This window comes from Moraxella sp. CTOTU49097 (assembly GCF_032064105.1).
GTDB classification, from domain to species: Bacteria; Pseudomonadota; Gammaproteobacteria; order Pseudomonadales; family Moraxellaceae; genus Faucicola; species Faucicola osloensis_B.
Window position 1 is genome coordinate 1 of record NZ_DAMBOA010000036.1, and the last position, 8,137, is coordinate 8,137.

Sequence of the window (8,137 nt, forward strand, 5' to 3'; positions counted from 1 at the left end):
TTACAACAGTAAGGGGGTGTTTTTTGTATTGTAGTTTCTTAAGATGTTTTATATAGGGTATTGTCGGAGACTGAAAACGCTGAGACACTACCTTTATGAAAACCAAACAACAAAAAAGAAGTATCATAAAATCCGGTATAAACGAAAGGTCAAAGCTTATCCGCTGTACCTTTTAAATTAAAGCTTAATAAAATAGAAAAAGAAAAAGTGTGGCAACTACCACACTTTTTAACGATCAATAAAATACAAGTTTTTTGGCGATCATTTTGATAAATCTATTGCATAATCTGCTAAGCCTTTATTTGAACCGTCGTCATTATTTACGACGCTAATATTGGTTAATCCTGCTTTTTGGGCAAAGTCAATTTTGTTTGCACTCGATTTAAAGGTTACAGGACCCGCTGTTTTCACTTTGACAAACCGCCAGCTACGACTGCTACCATTATTGGTTAATGATAAATTCTTAGCCGCTTTGATGTAGTTAATCAGCACATCACGATTGGCATCCGGTGATTCAACCACATTGGTACTATTGATGCTGTAGTGCTCCTTTAGACCTGAGGCACGATAGTTATTGGTTGCGATGATAAATGGTGCGTTGTCTTCAATCGGCTTGCCTTTGTAGGTTAAGTTTTGGATACGGCTACCGATAGGTTTAGTCACATCAATTTCATATTGCACATCGGGTGAGGTAAACATATCAAAGTTATACCCAGGGAAAGTGCTGATTAACGCTTGTGGCGTAGTAAGGCTTGGGTTTATTTGATTAAAGCGTTTGGCAGAATTCTCTAGCCATTTTTTGATATCACTGCCTTGTATTTTTACTGCAAACACGGTATTTGGATACAGGTATAAATCAGCCGCATTGTTAATAGCAATATTGCCTTGCGCAACATCCGTATAATCTGAACCCCCTGCAAATCCGCTTTTAAATGGGGCACTCACCGATAAGACAGGGATATCTTTATATTGTGGCAAATTGGCGTTAATATAATCGCTGATATAATTGGCTTGCGCTTGGTTGACCACTTGAATCGCTGACACATCACCCACATCAGCAAAGTAAGAAGTCATTGAGAAATCGGATGTACCGATTGGGGTTTTGACATAATTAATAGTGGCATTATGTTCTGCCTGAATTAATTGAGCCACTCGCGGGTTAGCTGCTACAAAAGTTTTATCAGCATTTTGGATAGTACGCACTTCCACTTTGGTATTGTTTTTATTGACGACCCATTTTTTACCATCAAAGGTTAAATTCAATTTGATGACGCCTAACCCTTTACCCCAAAAGCTTGGCATGACCGCAGGGACATTGTTTAACAAGCCATTAACTTTATCAATGCCTGCTTGGTCTAGGCGGGTGTCTTTGCTATTAGCATCAGGAAACACTTGGTGTGTGTGTCCCATCAAAATCGCATCAATACCTGCCACTTGCGATAGATGCCAACTGGCGTTTTCCATCGTTGGGCTGTATGGGGATGTATCAATACCACTATGCGACAAGGCGACAATGACATCTGCACCTTCAGTTTTCATTTGTGGCACGTATTTTTCTGCCATTTCTTTTGCACCGGCGGTGGTGACTTTGCCGTCTAGCCATTTTTTGTCCCATTGCATAATACCGGGTGTGGTAAATCCAATGATACCAATTTTTAGCGGTACGGTAACCGTCTTACCATCTGGTGTGGTTGCCGTAAAGGTTTTGGTAATGATTTTATAAGGCTTAAACAGTGGCTGATTATTGCGAGAACTAATGACATTGGATAAAACCAAGGGGAAGTTAGGTCCTTTACAAGCACTGGCACTTGCGGTTATGCCATCAACATTAAACTGACTGCCTGTAATTTGATTAAGATAGTTCAACCCATAGTTGAATTCATGGTTACCAATCGTACCTGCATCATACTTTAGGTCATTCATAACCTTATAAATGCCCAGTGTTTCGTCGCATTCGACAGGGTTCACCGTTGCTTGATAGTCACCTAAAGCACTACCTTGAATGGTATCACCGTTATCCAGCAAGATATTATTGGTAGATTCGCTACGAGCGTTATCGATAAGCGTTGCAGTTCGCTCAAGCCCCAAACTTTTGTCTTCTGTCAACTTATAATAATCATAACTCATGACATTATTATGCAAATCTGACGTTTCAAGAATAGTAAAGTTAAGGTTGGTATTGGTAGCGATTTGCTGTGGTTTAGGGTCATTACTATGATTATCATTGTTATTACAAGCAACAAGTGACATGCTTGCTACAATCATGGATGTGGTGAGGCAAATGCGCTTGATTTGCGTATTCTTATAATGATGGTTTTTATAATGATGTGTTTTATAGTTCATGATCGCTCACTAAATTAGGCTCAAATAAGAGCGTTGATAAATTTGTGAAATATCATAGAAAGGTTGCGTGACAAAATGATGAATAGTGAGTGGTTAATAAAATTCGCCGCCCACTGCCTAATCTCAAGCGACCCTGCAAACAACCAATTGTTACGACCAAACACCCAAAGACGCATCTGATTGTCTGCCCAATTCCGAGGTAACCCTTAGCTTGCTCGCCAATACACTTTTAGTACGCTATTATCCCGACTTAACTGTAATAACTCATCCAATAGCGAACGCAGTTTTTTCGTTGTTGTCGCTTCAAGCCCACCCCAAATGTGGTCAATTTTGTGAGGATGTTGTTGTAAAAAATCTTGTAGAGTCGTAAAAATCTGCGTATGGGGCAGTTGGTTATCATTCGCCACAATTGGTAATACCGTTGCGGGATACTGGGCTAAAACGTCTTCTAAATAAGCCAAATCTTGCTGGCTTTGCAAAAAGGTAAGTACAATCGGCGGTGTTGTCTGCTCGGTCATTTGCCACCGTTCTAACAGTCTGGCTACGGTCGGCAGTGAGGTTTCATCAGCGATTAATAGACTTTGTCCCTGTGGCTGATTGAAAGTGAGATGGTCGATTTTTTCGGGGAATTCTCGCTCACTGGTAAAAACGTCGCCTGTTTTTAACGATTTTACCCAGGTTTCGCCAAGACTGATTTCGCCGTTTTTTTCTCCATGACAATAGATATCTATCCAAGCAAGGTTTTGCGTTTCACCGTTTGCATTCACGGTTTGCCATGCCTTACGAAGCGTATAATAGCGGTAGGGGCGGGGGTGTTTTTTTAGGTCAGTGTCGGGCAGTTTGACATCAAACAAAAATGCATAACCTGCTGGTAAATCGGATAAATCGCTATCGGTTTGCACTGTCAAACGATACATATGGTGACTGACCGCTTCAACGGTTTGCAGACAAAATTGACGCTGTTTGATGTCAATGGTTTTTTTACCTTGTTTGCGGTCACTGCGCTGCAATAAGGCGACATATTGGTCGTTAAATTTTTCAAGGGTTTGGGTCGGCTCATTAAATGCCAAAAGCTGATTGTCTAAGTGCGGCTCGTTTTGCGCAAACTGCAAATCCAAGAGTAAGCCTTGTTGATAGATTTGGCGTAAGGTCACATTTTGCAAGGTTTTTTGCTGAACCTTGGTTAAGTTTAGCAAGCCTAACGCCATGTGTTTCATATCATCGCTGTGGTCTTCGTTGATGTGATCGATGATATCGGCAATTTCGGGGTCATCAAATAAAGTCAGATTTTCTGGGTGCATAGAATGTAATTTTTGTTAAAGGGCGATAAGGAAAGGACTTGGGGTAACAAGTCCTTTGTTTAAATTTATGAACCTGATTAAAACTTCGCGGTTAAGCTAACACTGGCTTGTCGCTCTGCGCCCATCCAGCAATTATTGCGGTCATAACAACTACCCACGTAGGTTTTGTCAAATAAGTTACTGACAGTCAAGCCCACATCAAACGTGGGGTTGATTTGATAACTACCAGCCAAATCCACCAAGGTGACGCTTGATAAAGTATCTGAGTTCTCCCTATCAATTTGCATCCCAGCGATATGTCGTACACCCACTTGCACCGCGGTTTTGGCGTTGGGTTTCATACTTGCCCACAGTGTGGCGTTGTGCTTGGCAATTTGTTGCGGGGTATTGCCGACCAGTTGCGGATTAAACTCATCCTTGGTGATTTCGGCATCGACATAACCATAGCCGACACCCACATTGAGCCAATCATTGAAACGATGATCGGCAGAAATTTCAAAACCTTTTGACGTGGTTTCACCTGTTTGGGTTTGTTTGGTCCAGTCGATGGCAGTGACCTTGTCATTTTTGCGCGTGATATCGTAGGCAGACAGCGTGGCTTTGGTGGCTTTATCTGGCGAGTTGTATTTTATGCCGACTTCAACTTGGTTGGCGGTGGTGGGCTTAAATGCTTCACCTGTAATATAGTTGACGCCTAACACGGGTTGAAATGACTGAGCGTAGCTGACATAGGGGGCAAACCCATTGTCAAGTTGATACAGGGCTGACAATCGCCCGGATGTTTGGTTGGCTTCGTTGACGGTGGTTTTTGCATTGCTACCTGTGGCAGTGGTTTTGGTGGTGCTTTTATAATCATCATGGCGCAACCCTGCGACCACAGTAAGCTTGTTCCATTGCATTTCATCTTGTAGATAAACGCCGAATTGACTTTGCTCAATATCATCAGTTTGTTGATAGCCTGTCAAACTAAGGGTAGTTTTGCTAAATAGATCATAATCAGGATCGCTTAAATCGATGATGGGTATGCCATTGTACATGGCGTCTGCGTACTTAGCGGTGCTGTCGGTTTTTTGATAGTCCACACCCAATAATAAATTATGCGAGGTATTATCGGTAATCAGGCTATAAGCCAATTGGTTATCGGTTGCCCAGTTGGTCATTTTTTCATCGGTCGTGTAGGCGGTGCGTATAAGCTTGCTGTCTGAACCTTCGCTAAAGCCTTGATGGTAGGTGTTTTTTTGTTGGGCATCGGCATCGGTGTAACGCAAGGTATGTTTAAAGGTCAACAAATCATTGATTTTCCAGTTGATGGTCTCGCTTGGCATAAAGACTTTTTTACTAAAATCATTCCATTTATCGCCGGCGTAGGCATCCGCGTCTAACTTACCATAACTGGCTTTATACACTGTGCCAACGCTTGGTAGTGGGGTAGAAGGGACTTGATGAGGGTCATCTTGATAATACAAATTGGCAAGCACCGAGATATTTTTGCTCGGTTTGTATTCGATAGAGGGATTAATTAGCACCCGTTTTTCTTCAGTCGTTTGCATTTGTCCGTCTTTTTCACGGGCTAATGCCACCATGCGATAATTGGTGGTATCGTTAATAGGACCTGTGCTATCAATGGCGATTTCTTTAAGATTATTGGTGCCCGCCCGTAGTCTGATTTCTTTTTCGGAGGTACTTTTTGGAGTTTTGGCGATTTGATTGACCATGCCGCCCGGCTCATTATAGCCGTACAGCGACGAAGCAGGTCCCTTGAGTACTTCCACGGCTTCGGTGGCATAGGCATCCACTTGGGGCATTAAATTCCAAGTTCCATCATACGGTAGCCGCATCCCGTCATAAAAGTTGGAATAATTCTTAAAACCACGCAGGGTGTATTCATCAAAAATGCCAACCGTCCCACGACTTTCGCTACTGACACCTGGCTCATAACGCAGCGCACTCGCCACACTGTCTGCTTGGCGTTGCTGCAATGTCTCCTGCTCGATACGAGAATAACTCATGGGGGTTTTTTCGGGGTCGAGGGCGGTCTTGGTAGCGGTGGTGCGGTAAGCATCACTACGAATGACCAAGGTATCTAATGTGGTTTCAGGTGCTTCTTCGCTATTGGCTGCAACGTCTGCCAGCACTTGACTGGTAAAAACATGGCTAATACCCACCGCTAAACTAGCCCGTATTGCTACGGATAAAAAAGATAAACGCATAAGTGACCCCGTCACAATAAATAATTACAGAAATTTACAGTATGGTAAAATTAATGAAAATAATAACAATAATTATTCTCATTTGCAATTATATTTAATCCGCTTTAACTAGGTTTTAGGGGAGTTCATATAAATTCTTAATGCTCACCAATCACTGTAATGGCATCTATACTGGCTTTTTCGCGTTGCAACCCGGTCAGCTCGCTGAGTTCGCCATTTTTCATCATCAACAATCTATCCGCCTTTTCAAAATAGCTGTCATCATGACTAATAATAAACAGCGTTTTGCCCATTTTTTGCAACATGGGAATAATATGGTGATAAAACACACGGCGATAGGCAGGGTCTTGGTCGGCAGCCCATTCATCAAGCAGTAAAATAGACTTTTCTTCGGCGACAGCAAGCAGCATGGCAAGGCGTTTGCGCTGCCCCTGCGAAAGCTCGGTGGCGCTCAGTTGGTTATCGCTGACGCTGACTTTTTCTTTGATGGCTAAGATATCAAGCCAATTGTCAATTAACTCAGCATTTGGTTCATTTTGCGCGCTTCCCATCACCGTTTTAAACAGATAAAAATCGCTATAAATTGCTGAAAATAACTGGCGATAATGGGGGTAATGTTCTGAGACGACAGGCTGATTATCGATAAAAATACCGGCATTTTCCGCAAATTTGGGCTGATATAACCCTGTAATGAGCTTTGCAAGTGTAGATTTTCCGCTACCATTGGCGCCAATTAAGAACACCACTTCGCCCCGTTTTAACGTAAAGTTGATATGTTTTAAGCCAAAATTTGCGCTATTGTCATAGTGATAATTTATATTTTTAAAAGTAATGACTTGCCAATTTGGGGTTAAAATTTGGGTATCAAAATCGGGGCTATAGTCGGCAAGCTGTAATGATTGTATTTTTTCCAAGGCAACTTTAGCCGTTTGCACGGTGGGAAATGCCCCAATCGCCATCAGTAAAGGCGACTGGATAAATAATACGGTGAGGGCAAACGTAGTAGCGGTGGCGGTATCTACCCAATGATAAATATTTGCTAGGGCATAAATCACCCCAATTACGGCAAACATCATAATATTTGACCAGCTTACGGCTGATAAATGAAAAGTATCGGCTTTGACAATATGGTTAAAATAGTCGCTTGCATGGCGTTGATACTCATTGGTAAATAGACGTTTGGCACGTTCACGATTTAAGGCAAGTTCTTTTCTTCCATCAATCACCGCTTGATAATCTTGATACAGTGCATCATTGATTTCTCGTAATGTGGCTAAATGGGCATATACATGACCCACGAGTTTACTGCTGATAAAAATGGTCAGCGTAATACACCCCATGACCACAAGCAGCATTGGCAGAGATAAAAACCCCAAATAAACCGCAGTCGCTGTGCAGATAATCACCCCTTGCACCAGCTCAGGCAAGCGTACAAACGCCACAGTAATCGACTGTACATCGGTAGTTAAGCTGGCTAACAGCTTGGCACTACCGATTTTTTCAATTTGGGCGATTGCAGTGTCTAAGATACGTTTTATCAGTTGCGAACGTAATTCAAACACAAAGCGATGCCCTAACTTAGTCAAGGCAAGCTGTGAAGTAAACGTTGTCGCTAATAAACCCATAATCGCTACCAAAAATACCGCTAATATCTGCCAACTGCCTAAGAGGGGATTATCAGTGCCGACTGCTGCGATTAAAAAACGGTTAATAAAGGCGATAATAGCGACATTCACCAAGGCATTAAGCAGATTGAGCAAGATGACTTTGATAAAGGCAATACGGTGCTGTTGCCAGATGAGGGTCATAAGGGGCATGGTAGTAGGGAACATGTATTTCCTGTTTAGCTTTTATTTTTTAGGCAGTCTCAAATAAAAATCGGACAAAGCAAGCTTTATCCGATGGCAAACGTTAACAGTGGGTAAAATTAAAAATCAAAGGTCGCTGACAGCTTCAATGTGCGTGGCTCACCTAAGGTAAGATAGCCTGCACCGTTGTCACCTGCGGTATTTTCATAACCGCCCACCGATGACCAGTAGTCTTTATCGGTGACGTTAGCAATCACCCCTTTGAGCGTAACTGCTTTACCGGCGAGTTGGATTTTATATCTCGCGCCCAAATCCACAGTGGTGTAGCCATCGACTGTTAGGGTGTTGGCATCATTGGCGTAACGTTTGCCGGTATGGATGACATCGCCTGTTAAGGTTAAGCCGTCTACTTGGGGTAAGGAGATTGCAAGAATTTTTGTGTAAACCTAAAAATAGAACCAAATTAGCGGTTAGA

Annotated in this window: 5 protein-coding genes; all 5 read right to left on the reverse strand. The window is 42.4% G+C overall.

From position 1 onward, the window contains the following. Positions 1–261: 261 nt before the first annotated feature. The 5 genes from RT064_RS10700 to RT064_RS11025 all read right to left on the reverse strand — a co-directional run bounded on the left by RT064_RS10700 (position 262) and on the right by RT064_RS11025 (position 7,979). Positions 262–2,343: a bifunctional 2',3'-cyclic-nucleotide 2'-phosphodiesterase/3'-nucleotidase gene (locus RT064_RS10700; protein WP_313063330.1), complete on the reverse strand. Its 2,082-nt coding sequence runs from the start codon at positions 2,341–2,343 to the stop codon at positions 262–264. 206 nt (positions 2,344–2,549) lie between these two features. After that, complete coding sequence (locus RT064_RS10705; RefSeq protein WP_313063332.1) at positions 2,550–3,644, reverse strand: SIP domain-containing protein; 1,095 nt, start codon at positions 3,642–3,644, stop codon at positions 2,550–2,552. Positions 3,645–3,721: 77 nt separating this feature from the next. Continuing rightward, positions 3,722–5,854 (reverse strand): TonB-dependent siderophore receptor, encoded by a 2,133-nt coding sequence (locus tag RT064_RS10710; RefSeq protein ID WP_313063335.1) that lies wholly within the window; start codon positions 5,852–5,854, stop codon positions 3,722–3,724. A 137-nt stretch (positions 5,855–5,991) separates the two neighbouring features. Next, on the reverse strand, positions 5,992–7,686 hold the full coding sequence (locus tag RT064_RS10715; RefSeq protein ID WP_313063337.1) for a multidrug ABC transporter permease/ATP-binding protein: 1,695 nt from the start codon (positions 7,684–7,686) through the stop codon (positions 5,992–5,994). 95 nt (positions 7,687–7,781) lie between these two features. Further along, positions 7,782–7,979, reverse strand: a complete 198-nt coding sequence (locus RT064_RS11025) for a hypothetical protein (protein WP_409519569.1) — start codon at positions 7,977–7,979, stop codon at positions 7,782–7,784. Positions 7,980–8,137 lie beyond the last annotated feature (158 nt).